Genomic DNA, 13,102 nt, shown 5'->3' with positions numbered 1-13,102 from the left:
CTCCGCGGGGCGTCGCGCCCCGGGCGGTCGCGGGAGCCTGCGACACCGCGCGCACGGCGCTGAGACGCCGGGGCGCGCCGTCGGCGGTCCGACACCGACGGCGCGCCGGTATCATCGGCTTGTTATGGCACGCATCTACGACTGCTCCGTCGACACGGACCTCCTGACCGGCACCCGTCTCGCGCGGACGGCCATCGGCCGCGGCGAGCTCGTCGTGATCCCCACCGACACCGTCTACGGCGTCGCGGCCAACGCGTTCGACGCCTCCGCGGTGCAGCGCCTGCTCGACGCGAAGGGACGGACGCGGCAGTCGCCGCCGCCCGTTCTCATCGGCGACGTGGCGGCGCTCGACGCTCTGGCCGAGAACGTGCCCGACGCCGTGCGGGATCTTGCACGCGCGTTCTGGCCGGGCGGGCTGACCATCGTCCTGCACGCACAGCCCTCGCTCGTCTGGGACCTGGGCGAGACCCGCGGCACCGTCGCCCTGCGGATGCCCGACAATCCGGTGACCATCGAGCTCCTCGCCGAGACCGGTCCGCTCGCCGTCTCCTCGGCCAACCGCACGGGGCAGCCCTCGGCCGCCACCGCGCAGGAGGCTTTCGAGCAGCTCGGCGAATCCGTCGACGTGTATCTCGACGGCGGGTCCGCCGGTTCGCGCTACAGCGAGCGGCCGGCGGGTGCGAGCGAGTCCTCGACGATCGTCGATGCGACCGCGCTCAGCTTCGAGGGCGGCGTCCTGCGCATCCTGCGCCAGGGTGTCGTCTCGCCCCAGCAGATCCGCGAGGTCGTCGGAGACCTGCTCCCCGACGCGGACGCCGTCCCGTCCGCGCCGGTGGAGGACGCGGTCCCGTCCGGGTCCGACGAGGAGGCGCCGACTCCCGAGCAGCCCGTCGGCGCCCGCCCCGACTGGGCGTCCGGCGCCCGTCTGGAGGACGACGAGTCGCCCGACGGCACCACGCGCACCGACCCTGCTCCGGGTGAGTAGCGCGTGATCACCTTCGCCCTCGTCTCGCTCGCCGTCGCGATCGTGACCGGCGCGCTCTCGTGGGTCATCTGGAAGCTGAGCCTGAAGTATCGGCTCTACCCCCAAATCCGGGTGCGCGACATGCACACCCGGCCGACGCCCCGCCTCGGCGGGATCGCGATGTTCCTCGGGATCCTGGTCGGGTTCGGCATCGCCTCGCAGCTGCCCTACTTCCGCCTGGTCTTCGCGAATCCGGAGCCGATCCTCGCGATCCTCGGGGCGAGCCTCCTGATCGTGCTCATCGGGGTGGCCGACGACATCTGGGACCTCGACTGGACGACGAAGCTCGCCGGCCAGATGATCGCTGCCGGTCTGATCGCCTGGAAGGGCGTCCAGATCGTCTCGCTCCCCATCAGCGGGCTCACCGTCGGCTCGCCCTGGATGTCGTTGATCATCACCGTCCTGGCGATCGTCCTCGTCACCAACGCGCTGAACTTCATCGACGGGTTGGACGGACTCGTGGCCGGCGTCGCACTGATCGCCAACGGCGTCTTCTTCCTCTACAGCTACCTGCTCGTGCAGCAGACTTCGCCCACCGACTACTTCAACCTCGCCTCGCTGATCGCCGTCGTGCTGGTCGGAGCCTGCGCGGGCTTCCTTCCGATCAACTGGCGCCCGGCCAAGATGTTCATGGGCGACGGGGGAGCGCTCCTCGTCGGCATGCTGATGGCGACCTCGGCGATCGCGGTCACCGGCCAGATCGACCCGGCTCAGCTTGCGGCCAAGGAGCTGCTACCCGCGTTCATCCCGATCATCCTCCCCTTCGCGATCCTCGTCGTGCCCCTGATGGACTTCGGACTCGCGGTGATCCGCCGTCTGCGGGCAGGCAAGTCGCCCTTCAGCGCCGACCGCAAGCACCTGCACCACCGCCTACTCGACATGGGCCACTCGCACCTGCACGCGGTGCTGATCTTCTACGCCTGGACCGCGGTCGTCGCGTTCAGCTGCCTCCTGATGTTCGTCGTCGACGTGCTGTGGGTGCCGCTCGTCTTCCTCGGCGTCGGACTCCTGGTCTGCACCGTCGTCACGCTCGCGCCCCTCAGCCGCCGGAAGCGGCTCGAGGCGGCCGCGCAGTCGGCCGAGGCCTCGCCCGTACTCGACCCCCTCGACCGCGCGTCCTCGACGGAGCCGCTCCGTCCGCCGGCCGGACTCCCGGCCGATCGGGACACGACAGCGTCACCCGTGGCGCGGAAGGAAGCATCATGACCGAAGCCTCCCCGGCCTCCCCTCGCCCGCAGCCCGCCTCGGTCCCCGTGCTGCGCCGGACGATCGCCGTGGGTGGGTTCTTCGTGCTCGCCCTCGCGATCCTCGGCACGGTGGTCGGCGGCATCACCGCCGGGGGAGAGGGCGCGATCGGCGCTCTGCTCGGCGCGATCGTCGGCGGGGTGATGGTGCTGCTCACCGCGGCCAGCATCCTCGTCGCGAACCGGCTCGACATCGGCGGCTTCTTCGCCGTCGTGCTCGGCACCTGGCTCGCGAAGTTCGTCCTGTTCGTCATCGCGGCGCTGGTGCTGCGCGACCAGCCGTGGCTGAACAGCACGGCGATGTTCGTCACGATCATCGTCGCCGTGCTCGGCTCGCTGGTGATCGACGTCCTCGTCGTCTCGCGCTCGCGCGTGGCGAACGTGAGCGACATCGCCCGGTGAGGATGCGCCGAACGGTTCCTGAGAGGACCACGATTCGGCTCCCAGGCCGTTCTGTTGCTACAGTAGGAGCGAATCCCGCAGGCGAACGTGTCCTCAGATCGTCTCACCGTTGATGTCGATCGTCGAGCACGAGCGCCGTTCGAGCGGAAATAACCCCACCTTTCGTCGTCGCGAGAGCGTTGTGTCCGAATGATTCGATTCGGTCGGCTGCAACGTGCCACGCCCCGAATTCCAGGAGCTAGCGCTGTTTGCTAACGCTGTGAACCTGTTGGTCTCGACCTCGACCGGTGAGAGTGACTTCCACACCCCGTCGATCTCCGAGTTCTTCCCGCCCGGTTTCCTCTTCGAGGGAACCCCTTTCGAGATCAACCGCGTCATGCTGGTCCGCTTCATCGCGGTCATCGCACTGATGCTGTTCTTCTGGCTCGGGACGCGCAAGCTGCGCCTCGTGCCCGGACGCTTCCAGAGCGTCGTCGAGATGGCCTTCGACTTCGTGCGCGTCACGATCGCCAAGGACATCCTCGGCGAGAAGGACGCCCGCCGGTTCCTGCCGATCCTCGTGACGATCTTCTTCGCGATCATCTCGATGAACCTGACCGGCATCGTCCCGTTCCTGAACATCGCGGGCACCTCGGTCGTCGGCATGCCGCTCTTCCTCGGTCTCGTCGCCTACGTGACGTTCATCTACGCCGGCATCAAGGACCGCGGGATGGGCTTCTTCAAGAACGCGCTGTTCCCGCCCGGGGCACCGTTCCTCATCTACTTCATCCTCACGCCGATCGAGCTCCTGCAGACGTTCATCATCCGTCCGCTCTCGCTCGCCCTGCGGCTCGTGATGAACATGATCGTCGGGCACCTCCTCCTGGTGCTCTGCTTCTCGGCCACGCAGTTCTTCCTCTTCAGCTCCCAGGTCGACCCGGGCTTCAAGCTCTTCGGCGTCGTGACCTTCGCCTTCGGAGGCGCGTTCACGCTCTTCGAGCTCCTCGTCGCCGTCCTCCAGGCGTACATCTTCACCCTCCTCGCTGCGGTCTACATCCAGTTGGCCGTCGCCGAGGAGCACTGACCCCACTACTCACGGGCTCCCGCCCGTTCTCACGATCACCCCACTGAAAGGACCCACTCGTGGACTCAGTCACCGTTCTCGCCGAACTCACCGGCAACATCGCGACGGTCGGTTACGGCCTCGCAGCGATCGGCCCCGGCATCGGTGTCGGCATCGTCGCGGGCAAGACCGTCGAGGCCATGGCGCGCCAGCCCGAGATGGCAGGCCGCCTCCAGACCACGATGTTCCTCGGCATCGCGTTCACCGAGGTGCTCGCGCTCATCGGTCTCGCCACCTACTTCATCTTCGCGGCGTAGTCGTGTTCAGCACCGCTGTGAACATCGCTGCGGGAGAAGGTGACGTCCCCGAGGTCATTCTGATCCCGGAGTTCTACGACTTCTTCTGGTCGGGGGTGATCTTCCTCGTCCTGCTCTTCTTCTTCTGGAAGCTGGTCCTGCCTCGCCTGCAGAAGCTGCTCGATGCGCGGGCGGCGGCGATCGAAGGGAACATCGCCAAGGCCGACGAGGCCCAGCGTCAGGCTGAAGCCGCTCTCGAGAAGTACACCGCTCAGCTTGCCGAGGCCCGCGCCGAGGCGGGAGTGATCCGCGAGAAGGCGAACGCCGACGGTAACGCGATCGTGGCGGCGAAGAAGGAGCAGGCGCAGGCCGAGGCCGAGCGCATCCTGCACAACGCGCATGCCCAGATCGAGGCGGACCGTCAGGCCGCTGTGGTCTCGCTCCGCTCCGAAGTCGGAACCCTCGCCATCGACCTCGCCTCCGGCGTGATCGGCGAGAGCCTCAACGACGACGCGAAGGCGGCCGCGATCGTGGACCGCTTCCTCGCCGACCTCGAGGCCTCGGAGAAGGCGAGCAGCTGATGGGCAGCGCGTCCAGGCAGGCACTCGTATCGGCGAAGGCGGAACTCTCCGCCCTCGGTGGTCAGGGGTCCCTCGACACCGCCCAGCAGCTCTTCGAAGCGGCTCGGGTCATCGACGGCCAGGCGCAGCTGCGCTCCGCCCTCGCCGATCCGAGCGCCGATTCGAGCAGCAAGCAGGCTCTCGTCGCGCGCGTGTTCGGTCCTTTCGGCGAGCCGGCCAAGCGCCTGCTCACCGTGATCGTCGGCCACCGCTGGTCGAGCTCGAGCGACCTGGTCGCCGGCGTCGAGGAGGTCGGGGTCCGCGCGATCGCGGCATCCGCTCCTGCGGGTGCGTCGATCGAGACCGAGCTCCACGCGTTCGGCGCGGTCGTCGCCTCCGACGCCCAACTCGAGCTCGCGCTCGGCAGCAAGCTCGCCGCGGCCGAGTCGAAGGTCGCGCTCGTGCAGCGCCTCCTCGAGGGCAAGGCCTCGGCTGAGACGCTGGCGATCCTCCGGCAGCTGATCGCGCACCCGCGCGGTCGCCGCATCCCGGAACTCGTCCGCTTCGCCGCCGGAGTGGTCGCCGACCAGGGCGGATTCACCCTCGCCACGGTCTCGGTCGCCGCGCCGATCGCCCCCGAACAGCTCGATCGGCTCCGCTCGGCGCTCACGCGCCAGCACGGCCGCCCGGTCTCCGTCAACGTCGTGGTCGACCCCGCCCTCCTGGGCGGAATGCGCCTGCACGTCGGCGACGAGGTCATCGACGGCACCGTCTCCGCACGGCTGTCCGACCTGAAGCTCCAGCTCGCGTCCTGACGGGCGCACGTATCCTCAGAGGGCACCGCTCTCGACCCCCGCACCATCCAGGTCAGGCCCCGACGACCTCTTCGGCTCGCACGGACCCAACGAATAGGAATTCCCATGGCAGATATCACCATCAGCCCGGATGAGATCCGCGACGCGCTGAAGGACTTCGTCTCGTCGTACGAGCCGGGCAAGGCCTCCACCACCGAGGTCGGCTACGTCATCGACGCCGCCGACGGCATCGCCCACGTCGAGGGACTCCCCGGCGTCATGGCCAACGAGCTCATCCGCTTCTCGAACGGCGTCCTGGGCCTCGCCCAGAACCTCGACGAGAACGAGATCGGCGTCGTGGTGCTCGGCGAGTTCTCCGGCATCGAGGAGGGCATGGAGGTGACCCGCACGGGCGAGGTCCTCTCCGTCCCCGTCGGCGACGGCTACCTCGGTCGTGTCGTCGACCCGCTCGGCAACCCGATCGACGGTCTGGGCGACATCGCCTCCGAGGGCCGTCGTGCTCTCGAGCTCCAGGCGCCCGGCGTCATGTCGCGCAAGTCGGTCCACGAGCCGCTGCAGACCGGCATCAAGGCCATCGACGCGATGATCCCGGTCGGCCGCGGCCAGCGCCAGCTCATCATCGGCGACCGCCAGACCGGCAAAACCGCCATCGCGATCGACACGATCATCAACCAGAAGGCCAACTGGGAGTCGGGCGACACGAACAAGCAGGTCCGCTGCATCTACGTCGCCATCGGCCAGAAGGGCTCGACCATCGCCTCGGTGAAGGGCGCGCTCGAGGACGCCGGAGCGATGGAGTACACGACGATCGTCGCGTCCCCCGCCTCCGACCCCGCCGGCTTCAAGTACCTCGCGCCCTACACCGGCTCGGCCATCGGCCAGCACTGGATGTACGGCGGCAAGCACGTCCTCATCATCTTCGACGACCTGTCGAAGCAGGCCGAGGCCTATCGTGCGGTCTCGCTCCTCCTGCGTCGTCCGCCGGGGCGCGAGGCCTACCCGGGCGACGTCTTCTACCTGCACTCCCGTCTGCTGGAGCGTTGCGCCAAGCTGTCCGACGAGCTGGGCGCCGGATCGATGACGGGTCTCCCGATCATCGAGACCAAGGCGAACGACGTCTCGGCCTACATCCCGACCAACGTGATTTCGATCACCGACGGCCAGATCTTCCTCCAGTCGGATCTCTTCAACGCCAACCAGCGTCCTGCGGTCGACGTGGGCATCTCGGTCTCCCGAGTCGGCGGTGACGCGCAGGTCAAGTCGATCAAGAAGGTCTCCGGCACGCTCAAGCTCGAGCTGGCGCAGTACCGCTCGCTCGAGGCGTTCGCGATGTTCGCCTCCGACCTCGACGCCGCCTCGCGTCGTCAGCTGGCCCGTGGCGCGCGCCTCACCGAGCTGCTCAAGCAGCCGCAGTACTCGCCGTACCCCGTCGAGGAGCAGGTCGTCTCGATCTGGGCCGGCACGAACGGCAAGCTCGACGAGGTCCCCGTGCCCGACGTGCTGCGCTTCGAGCGTGAGCTCCTCGACTACCTGGGCCGTAACACCCAGGTCCTCAGCACGCTCCGCGAGACCAACGTCCTCTCCGACGACACCGTCGCTGAGCTCACCCGCGCCGTCGACGGCTTCAAGCTCGAGTTCCAGACGGGCGAGGGCAAGCCGCTCGCCTCCGCCGGGCGCGAGGAGCACCAGGCGATCGCGGCTGACGAGGTCGGCCAGGAGAAGATCGTGAAGGGCCGTCGCTGACCAGCGGCACCCGACGATTCGCCACTTTTAGGACAACAGGAGACACATGGGAGCGCAACTCCGGGTCTACCGGTCGAAGATCCGTTCGGCCCAGACGACCAAGAAGATCACTCGGGCCATGGAGCTGATCTCGGCCTCGCGCATCCAGAAGGCGCAGAACCGCGTCGCAGCCGCGGCGCCGTACTCGAACGCGATCACGCGGGCCGTGTCCGCCGTCGCGACCTACTCGAACGTCGAGCACCCGCTCACGACCGAGCGCGAGAAGCTGGACACAGTCGCGATCGTCATCTTCACCTCCGACCGCGGCCTCGCCGGCGCGTTCTCGTCGAGCGTGCTCAAAGAGGCCGAGGAGCTGGCTGCGCTGCTGCGCAGCGAGGGCAAGGAGGTCCTCTTCTACCTGGTCGGCCGCAAGGCCAACGCCTACTTCTCCTTCCGCAAGCGTCCGAGTGTGCGCGTCTGGACGGGCGGTACCGATCAGCCCGTCTTCGAGACCGCGAAGGAGATCGCCGATGCGGTCGTCGAGTCCTACAACCTCGATGACGAGGAGGGCGGCGTGGACGAGATCCACCTCGTCTACAACCGTTTCGTCAGCATGGTGACTCAGCAGCCGACCGTGGTGCGCCTCCTGCCGCTCGAGGTCGTCGAGGGCGCCGATGAGCAGAACAGCGAGCTCTACCCGCTGTACGAGTTCGAGCCCGATCCCGAGACGGTCCTCGACCGCCTCCTGCCCGTGTACGTCGAGAGCCGCATCTTCAACGCGATGCTGCAGTCGGCGGCCTCGGAGCATGCGGCGCGCCAGAAGGCGATGAAGTCGGCGAGCGACAACGCGGACACGCTGATCAAGACCTACACGCGTCTGGCCAACAACGCGCGCCAGACCGAGATCACGCAGCAGATCGCCGAGATCGTCGGCGGCGCCGACGCCCTGTCGTCCTCCAAGTAGAGGGCCCAGCTCCCCACACAGTTTCGACTCCGCCCTCCCGGTGCGGTGAGACCACAGAAGGAAGAAGCAATGACACTGACCGCACCTGAGGCGGCGACCGGAACGTCGGGCGGGGCCATCGGCCGCATCGCTCGCGTCACCGGCCCCGTCGTTGACATCGAGTTCCCCCACGACGCGATCCCCGAGGTCTACAACGCGCTCTACACGCACGTCGAGGTCGAGGGCGTCTCGAGCAAGCTGACCTTCGAGGTCGCGCAGCACCTGGGCGACGACCTCGTCCGCGCCATCTCGCTGAACCCCACCGATGGTCTCGTCCGCGGCCAGGAGGTCCACGACACGGGCCTGCCCATCTCGGTGCCCGTCGGCGATGTGACCAAGGGCAAGGTCTTCAACGTGATCGGCGAGGTGCTCAACGCCGACGCCGACGGGAAGATCAACGGCGAGTCGTTCGAGATCACCGAGCGCTGGCCCATCCACCGCAAGCCGCCGCAGTTCGACCAGCTCGAGTCCAAGACCGAGCTGTTCGAGACCGGCATCAAGGTCATCGACCTCCTCACGCCGTACGTGCAGGGCGGCAAGATCGGCCTGTTCGGCGGCGCGGGCGTCGGCAAGACCGTCCTGATCCAGGAGATGATCCAGCGAGTCGCGCAGGACCACGGTGGAGTGTCGGTGTTCGCCGGAGTCGGCGAGCGTACCCGTGAGGGCAACGACCTCATCGCCGAGATGGAGGAGGCGGGCGTCTTCGACAAGACCGCCCTCGTCTTCGGCCAGATGGACGAGCCGCCGGGAACGCGTCTCCGCGTTGCCCTGTCGGCACTGACCATGGCGGAGTACTTCCGCGATGTGCAGAAGCAGGACGTGCTGCTCTTCATCGACAACATCTTCCGCTTCACCCAGGCCGGTTCGGAGGTGTCGACCCTTCTGGGCCGCATGCCCTCTGCGGTCGGCTACCAGCCGAACCTCGCCGACGAGATGGGCGTGCTCCAGGAGCGCATCACCTCGACGCGAGGACACTCGATCACCTCGCTGCAGGCGATCTACGTCCCCGCCGACGACTACACCGACCCGGCTCCGGCGACCACCTTCGCGCACCTCGACGCGACGACCGAGCTCTCGCGCGAGATCGCGTCGAAGGGCCTCTACCCGGCCGTCGACCCGCTGACGTCGACGTCGCGCATCCTCGACCCCCGCTACCTGGGCGCCGACCACTACCGCGTGGCGACGAACGTGAAGCAGATCCTGCAGAAGAACAAGGAGCTGCAGGAGATCATCGCGATCCTCGGTGTCGACGAGCTCTCCGAGGAGGACAAGATCACGGTGTCGCGTGCGCGCCGGATCCAGCAGTTCCTCTCGCAGAACACCTACATGGCCAAGAAGTTCACCGGCGTCGAGGGCTCCACGGTTCCGCTCAAGGAGACGATCGAGTCGTTCGATGCGATCACCAAGGGTGAGTTCGATCACGTGGCCGAGCAGGCGTTCTTCAACGTCGGCGCGATCACCGACGTCGAGGAGAAGTGGGCCCAGATCCAGAAGGAGAACGGCTGATCATGGCCGGGACCCTGAAGGTCAGCGTCGTCTCCGCCAACGCCGAGGTATGGTCGGGAGAGGCGAAGCAGCTCACGGCCCGCACCGTCGAGGGCGAGATCGGCATCCTGGCCGGCCACGAGCCGATGCTCGCGATCCTCGCCACGGGCGAGGTACGGGTCACGGCCCTCGACGGCACGCGGCTCACCGCTCAGGCCGATGACGGTTTCCTCTCGGTCGAGAACGACGTCGTGACGGTCGTCGCCCGCGAGGCGGCGCTCATCTGACGCACCGCCGCTGAGAGCGGCACCGGGAGGGGCCGGGTGATCATCGCGATCGCCCGGCCCCTCCGTCGTGCCCTGCCCGAACCGTCGATCAGCTCGAAGGAGACCCGTGCACATCCTGCTTCCACCGTCGGAGACCAAGCGCGAGGGCGGCAACCTGCCGTTCGTTCTCGAGGCGCTCGCGTTCCCGGAGCTCCTCGAGAAGCGCCGTGCGCTGAGGGATGCCCTGATCGAGCTGTCCGCCGACCGTGAGTCGTCAGCACGGGCGCTGAAGCTGGGCCCGCGACAGCTCGACGAAATCGACCGGAACGCTGCTCTCGCGTCGGCACCGGCTCTGCCGGCCGTGGACCGCTTCGACGGTGTCCTCTTCGACGCGCTCGACGCGGCGAGCCTGCCGCCGGCCGCTCGAGAGGTGCTGGGCCGGAGCGTGATCGTCCAGTCCGCCCTGTGGGGGCCGGTCGGCGCGCTCGATGCCATCCCCGCCTATCGGCTCTCGCACGACTCCCGCGTGCCCGGGATGCCGCTGAAGCGGTGGTGGGCTGCGGAGGCAGGCCGGTCGTTGGCCTCGCTCGAGGGACTCGTTCTCGATCTGCGCAGCGAGGCCTACGCTGCTCTCGCCCCTCTGGGCGACGCGAACGAACGCTACTTCGTCCGTGTGCGCTCCAGGCACGCCGATGGCGGGCTGCGGTCCCTCAATCACCATAACAAGCAGGGCAAGGGGCGCTTCGTCCGAGCGCTGGCCGAGGACGGTGTCTCGACGGATTCGCTCGACGAGCTCGCGGCCTGGGCGGAGCAGCGGGGGTTCTCCCTGGCTCGGAACTCCGAGACGGGCGAACTCGATCTGGTCACTCCGGAGGGCTGAGTGTTCAGCTGCGGCGAGCGCACCCCGTGAGATGGTCGTCGACCAGTCCGGCGGACTGCATCAGCGCGTAGGCGGTCGTCGGGCCCACGAAGCGGAAACCCTCCTTCTTGAGCGCCCTGGCGAGCGAGGCGGAGGCCGGGGTGCTGGAGGGGATGTCGCCGGGGCGGACGAGGCGCTCCGGCTCCGTCGCCTCGTGGAACGACCAGACGAGACGGTCGAGCGCTCCGACGCCCTCCCGCTCGACGAGAGCCACGGTCGCTCGGGCGTTGTCACGCGCGGCGATGATCTTCGCGCGGTTGCGGATGATGCCGGTGTCCTCCATCAGACGATCGACGTCCTCTTCGCCCGACGCGGCGAGGCGCACGGGATCGAAACCCGCGAAGACGTCCCGGAAGCGCGGGCGCTTGCGCAGGATCGTCAGCCACGACAGACCCGACTGGAAGCCCTCGAGGCAGATCTTCTCGAGGAGCGGGCGATCGCCGTGCAGGGGAACGCCCCACTCCTCGTCGTGGTACCGGCGGTACTCGGGGTCGTCGCCGCTCCATGCGCAGCGGAGGACACCGTCCTCGCCCAGGAGGAGGCCGTCGTCGGTGGTCATCGGTGCGCGATACCCTCGTGCTCGAGCAGCCACGCCTTGGTCTCGATACCTTCACCGGCGCTGAAGCCGGTGATGCGGCCGTCGCTCGCCAGAACCCGGTGGCAGCCGACGATGATCGGCACCGGATTCGCCCCGACCGCGCCTCCGATGGGCCGGCCGGAGCGCAGCCTCCCCGTGGCGGTGCCGAGCGCCCCGTAGGACGTGATCTCGCCGAAACCGATCCCTTGGAGCTGCTGCCAGATCTCGAGCTGGAAGGGAGTGCCGCGCAGCGCCACCGGGAGGTCGAACGAGCGGCGGTCCCCGGCGAAGTACTCGCGCAGCTGCTCGACGGCGCGGTGCAGCACCGAGAGATCGGAGTCGGGGAGGTGCTCGTGCGGGAGCCGACCGCCCCGTTCGATGGCGAGCGAGACGATGGACTCGCCATCGCTGCCCACCTCGATGCGGCCGAGAGGGCTGGTCGTGCGTCGCACGTGCAGGGGAGTCGTTCTCATGCCTCGAGGGTATCGGCGCTGATGTGCCCGGACCGGCGGGAATCGGACACCGGTGCACAGGCTGCAGAGAGGACCGCCTGTGGAGGGAGCTGCGGCGGACCACGGCGACGGCGGTGCCGAGCGCAGTCGTGGAGAGGACCCCGTGCACGGTCGTCGCCGCGGCGTGCCCGGGGTGCCGGACGAACGCGGGCGGAGCCAGGATCATCGGGAAGCTGAGGGTGAGGGAGATTCCGACGGACCGCCCGATCACAGGGGCGTCGCCGACGTGCGCGCCCCGTGCGCATCGGCCGTGCTCAGAGCTCCCTCCACAGGAGGAAGTCTGCGCGATCCCTCCGACGAACGCGCGGTCCGCGGCCCACACCGGAGGTGAGCATCGGCAGGATCGGCGCATGACCTCACCACTTCCCGCTCACCCGTCCACCCTCGGTCCGCGCCGGCTCCCCGCCGCGCTCTCCGCCGTCGAGCTGCAGAGGCTCCTCTCCGCGGTTCCCTGTCCCGTCGAGCGCAGCCCGCGGGGGAGTCTCGTGCTCGTCCCGTTTCGGGCCGGTGAGCCCTCCGGCTCGCTCCGCTTCGCCGTCCCCGAGGCGGATCCGGGCCTCGTCGCCCGAGCCTGCCTCGGTGCGCTCGGGAGGTTCGGCCGCGTCGAGCAGGCCGTCGCGGTGGTGAGCCCCGGCGAAGCGGCACCGGATGCATGCGCGCGGCTGGTCGCCGCTCTCGAGGCGCGCGGTCGAGCTCTCCCGGGGCTGAGCCTGCAGGTCGCGGTGCTCGACGAGCGCGAGGCGGATCCCGCCGGGCAGGCCGTTGCGCTCCTGCCCGTGATCGACAGGGCCGAGTGCCTCGAGGTCGCCACCGTCGTCGATCGGCTCCTCGACCGGCATCCCGGCGCAGAGCTCCCGCGAGCGCTCCGCGCCAGCGTCGACGAGCTCGTGCGCCGATCAGCGGACGGCCCGCCCGGTGCCATCCGCCCCGCCTCCCTCGCTGCCCTCATCGTTTCGGTGCAGCGGGCGGAGGGCGCGGACCGCGTGCTTCTCCTCGGTCGCGCCGCCTGCACCCGGGCGCCTCTGACCGCGTTGCTCGCCAGGGCGTGCGCCTCCGCCCCCGGTACCGAGCGAGCAGCAGTGCTCGTGGTGCTCGCGCGTCTCCTGGCCGGCGAAGGGCGAGCCGAAGAGGCGAGGGAGCTCGCCGGCGAGGCGGTGCGTCTCGATCCGCACCACGTCGGCGCGCGACGCCTGTCTGCCGCGCTCCTCGAGGAGCGGCCGGGATGCGCCGCGTGA

At 68.8% G+C, this 13,102-nt stretch carries 15 protein-coding genes; 13 read left to right on the top strand and 2 right to left on the bottom strand.

Translation table 11 applies throughout. The features are described 5' to 3' along the window. Positions 1-124 precede the first annotated feature (124 nt). The 12 genes from ACH61_RS03025 (at position 125) to ACH61_RS02970 (ending at position 10,739) form a co-directional block, all read left to right on the top strand. Positions 125-985 carry an L-threonylcarbamoyladenylate synthase gene (locus tag ACH61_RS03025; protein ID WP_082844964.1) on the top strand — a complete coding sequence of 287 codons (861 nt, stop codon included), beginning with the start codon at positions 125-127 and terminating at the stop codon, positions 983-985. Between the two features lie 3 nt (positions 986-988). Further along, positions 989-2,230 carry an MraY family glycosyltransferase gene (locus ACH61_RS03020; protein ID WP_068208431.1) on the top strand — a complete coding sequence of 414 codons (1,242 nt, stop codon included), beginning with the start codon at positions 989-991 and terminating at the stop codon, positions 2,228-2,230. Next, positions 2,227-2,670 (top strand): hypothetical protein, encoded by a 444-nt coding sequence (locus ACH61_RS03015; protein WP_068208428.1) that lies wholly within the window; start codon positions 2,227-2,229, stop codon positions 2,668-2,670. The genes ACH61_RS03020 and ACH61_RS03015 overlap by 4 nt, the downstream gene beginning before the upstream one ends. A gap of 259 nt (positions 2,671-2,929) precedes the next feature. Next, the gene (gene atpB, locus ACH61_RS03010; RefSeq protein ID WP_068208426.1) at positions 2,930-3,733 is read left to right on the top strand and encodes a F0F1 ATP synthase subunit A; all 804 of its coding nucleotides are present in this window, start codon (positions 2,930-2,932) and stop codon (positions 3,731-3,733) included. A gap of 59 nt (positions 3,734-3,792) precedes the next feature. After that, positions 3,793-4,029 carry an ATP synthase F0 subunit C gene (locus ACH61_RS03005; protein ID WP_055794702.1) on the top strand — a complete coding sequence of 79 codons (237 nt, stop codon included), beginning with the start codon at positions 3,793-3,795 and terminating at the stop codon, positions 4,027-4,029. Positions 4,030-4,031: 2 nt separating this feature from the next. Next, positions 4,032-4,589 carry a F0F1 ATP synthase subunit B gene (locus ACH61_RS03000; protein ID WP_068208423.1) on the top strand — a complete coding sequence of 186 codons (558 nt, stop codon included), beginning with the start codon at positions 4,032-4,034 and terminating at the stop codon, positions 4,587-4,589. Continuing rightward, positions 4,589-5,383 carry a F0F1 ATP synthase subunit delta gene (locus ACH61_RS02995; protein WP_068208420.1) on the top strand — a complete coding sequence of 265 codons (795 nt, stop codon included), beginning with the start codon at positions 4,589-4,591 and terminating at the stop codon, positions 5,381-5,383. Before ACH61_RS03000 ends, ACH61_RS02995 begins: the two co-directional genes overlap by 1 nt. A 105-nt stretch (positions 5,384-5,488) precedes the next feature. Further along, the gene (gene atpA / locus ACH61_RS02990; protein ID WP_068208417.1) at positions 5,489-7,126 is read left to right on the top strand and encodes a F0F1 ATP synthase subunit alpha; all 1,638 of its coding nucleotides are present in this window, start codon (positions 5,489-5,491) and stop codon (positions 7,124-7,126) included. Between the two features lie 46 nt (positions 7,127-7,172). Further along, positions 7,173-8,069 carry a F0F1 ATP synthase subunit gamma gene (locus ACH61_RS02985; RefSeq protein ID WP_068208415.1) on the top strand — a complete coding sequence of 299 codons (897 nt, stop codon included), beginning with the start codon at positions 7,173-7,175 and terminating at the stop codon, positions 8,067-8,069. Positions 8,070-8,138: 69 nt separating this feature from the next. Further along, positions 8,139-9,614 (top strand): F0F1 ATP synthase subunit beta, encoded by a 1,476-nt coding sequence (gene atpD / locus ACH61_RS02980; RefSeq protein WP_068208411.1) that lies wholly within the window; start codon positions 8,139-8,141, stop codon positions 9,612-9,614. Positions 9,615-9,616: 2 nt separating this feature from the next. After that, complete coding sequence (locus tag ACH61_RS02975) at positions 9,617-9,880, top strand: F0F1 ATP synthase subunit epsilon (RefSeq protein ID WP_068208409.1); 264 nt, start codon at positions 9,617-9,619, stop codon at positions 9,878-9,880. 106 nt (positions 9,881-9,986) lie between these two features. Next, positions 9,987-10,739 carry a YaaA family protein gene (locus ACH61_RS02970; RefSeq protein WP_068208406.1) on the top strand — a complete coding sequence of 251 codons (753 nt, stop codon included), beginning with the start codon at positions 9,987-9,989 and terminating at the stop codon, positions 10,737-10,739. A 4-nt stretch (positions 10,740-10,743) separates the two neighbouring features. Here ACH61_RS02970 and ACH61_RS02965 read toward each other — a convergent pair whose 3' ends face one another. Both ACH61_RS02965 and ACH61_RS02960 read right to left on the bottom strand, forming a co-directional pair. Beyond that, on the bottom strand, positions 10,744-11,337 hold the full coding sequence (locus tag ACH61_RS02965) for a DNA-3-methyladenine glycosylase I (RefSeq protein WP_068208403.1): 594 nt from the start codon (positions 11,335-11,337) through the stop codon (positions 10,744-10,746). Beyond that, complete coding sequence (locus ACH61_RS02960) at positions 11,334-11,828, bottom strand: methylated-DNA--[protein]-cysteine S-methyltransferase (protein WP_068208400.1); 495 nt, start codon at positions 11,826-11,828, stop codon at positions 11,334-11,336. Before ACH61_RS02960 ends, ACH61_RS02965 begins: the two co-directional genes overlap by 4 nt. Positions 11,829-12,217: 389 nt before the next feature. Here ACH61_RS02960 and ACH61_RS02955 point away from each other — a divergent pair, with 389 nt between their 5' ends. Continuing rightward, complete coding sequence (locus ACH61_RS02955) at positions 12,218-13,102, top strand: hypothetical protein (protein WP_068208397.1); 885 nt, start codon at positions 12,218-12,220, stop codon at positions 13,100-13,102.

It is taken from the genome of Rathayibacter tanaceti, assembly GCF_001634385.1.
Lineage (GTDB): Bacteria > Actinomycetota > Actinomycetes > Actinomycetales > Microbacteriaceae > Rathayibacter > Rathayibacter tanaceti.
The sequence above is the reverse complement of the archived record's forward strand: the minus strand, read 5'-3'. Positions and strand labels throughout refer to the sequence as shown.

Bases quoted from the DNA above. Each gene is read 5' to 3' on its own strand.
- ACH61_RS03025 (WP_082844964.1), top strand. From the start codon at position 125: ATGGCACGCATCTACGACTGCTCCGTCGACACGGACCTCCTGACCGGC.
- ACH61_RS03015 (WP_068208428.1), top strand. From the start codon at position 2,227: ATGACCGAAGCCTCCCCGGCCTCCCCTCGCCCGCAGCCCGCCTCGGTC.
- ACH61_RS02995 (WP_068208420.1), top strand. From the start codon at position 4,589: ATGGGCAGCGCGTCCAGGCAGGCACTCGTATCGGCGAAGGCGGAACTC.
- atpA (WP_068208417.1), top strand. From the start codon at position 5,489: ATGGCAGATATCACCATCAGCCCGGATGAGATCCGCGACGCGCTGAAG.
- ACH61_RS02985 (WP_068208415.1), top strand. From the start codon at position 7,173: ATGGGAGCGCAACTCCGGGTCTACCGGTCGAAGATCCGTTCGGCCCAG.
- atpD (WP_068208411.1), top strand. From the start codon at position 8,139: ATGACACTGACCGCACCTGAGGCGGCGACCGGAACGTCGGGCGGGGCC.
- ACH61_RS02975 (WP_068208409.1), top strand. From the start codon at position 9,617: ATGGCCGGGACCCTGAAGGTCAGCGTCGTCTCCGCCAACGCCGAGGTA.
- ACH61_RS02965 (WP_068208403.1), bottom strand. From the start codon at position 11,337: ATGACCACCGACGACGGCCTCCTCCTGGGCGAGGACGGTGTCCTCCGC.
- ACH61_RS02960 (WP_068208400.1), bottom strand. From the start codon at position 11,828: ATGAGAACGACTCCCCTGCACGTGCGACGCACGACCAGCCCTCTCGGC.
- ACH61_RS02955 (WP_068208397.1), top strand. From the start codon at position 12,218: ATGACCTCACCACTTCCCGCTCACCCGTCCACCCTCGGTCCGCGCCGG.